General features: G+C 55.5%; 1 protein-coding gene. It reads right to left on the bottom strand.

What is annotated here, in order from left to right:
• Nucleotides 1–399 (bottom strand): hypothetical protein (locus tag HGG74_RS21110; RefSeq protein ID WP_205762295.1); only part of this gene is annotated, 399 nt, incomplete at its 3' end.
• Nucleotides 400–501 lie beyond the last annotated feature (102 nt).

The following is a 501-nucleotide window of genomic DNA, read 5'->3' as shown; positions in this document are numbered from 1 at the left end:
GTACTTCTTGCAGGACTTCTCGGTGTCCGCAGAGAGATCCAGCTTGGCCCGGACCTTCTGAGCCGTCTTAGAGCTACTGAACTTTGCCTCGTTGAAGATGGAGTTCATCCCCTCCAAGCTGTCAGATTGGCTCACCTGAACGTAGACGGTTACATCGTCAAACGTCTGGTCAACGAATTTTTTGATGTCCTTTTCTACTGCACTTGGCCAAAGTACGTCCTCATCAGAGAATGCGTCGGCCTGATGCCGGTATGAGTCCCGAAGCTTGGCGGCGGCTTTCTTCAAAGGCGCCATCTTCGGCTGCAACCCTGAGTTGTACCTATCGACTTGAACCTGGTACGCATCGGAGAAAGCGTCACTGAGGCGGTTGGTTGGGCATACGGTCTTGAGGTAGTACACTCCCGCTTCCTTAATGGTCATCGGTACCGGCGTAGCTGGAGTGCTTGGGGCTGTTGGCGTAGAGCTGGATGCCTGGCTGCCGCCGGGAGCGCAGCCGGTGAG

The organism is Arthrobacter mobilis (assembly GCF_012395835.1).
Classification (GTDB): Bacteria; Actinomycetota; Actinomycetes; order Actinomycetales; family Micrococcaceae; genus Crystallibacter; species Crystallibacter mobilis.
The sequence above is the reverse complement of the archived record's forward strand: the minus strand, read 5'-3'. Positions and strand labels throughout refer to the sequence as shown.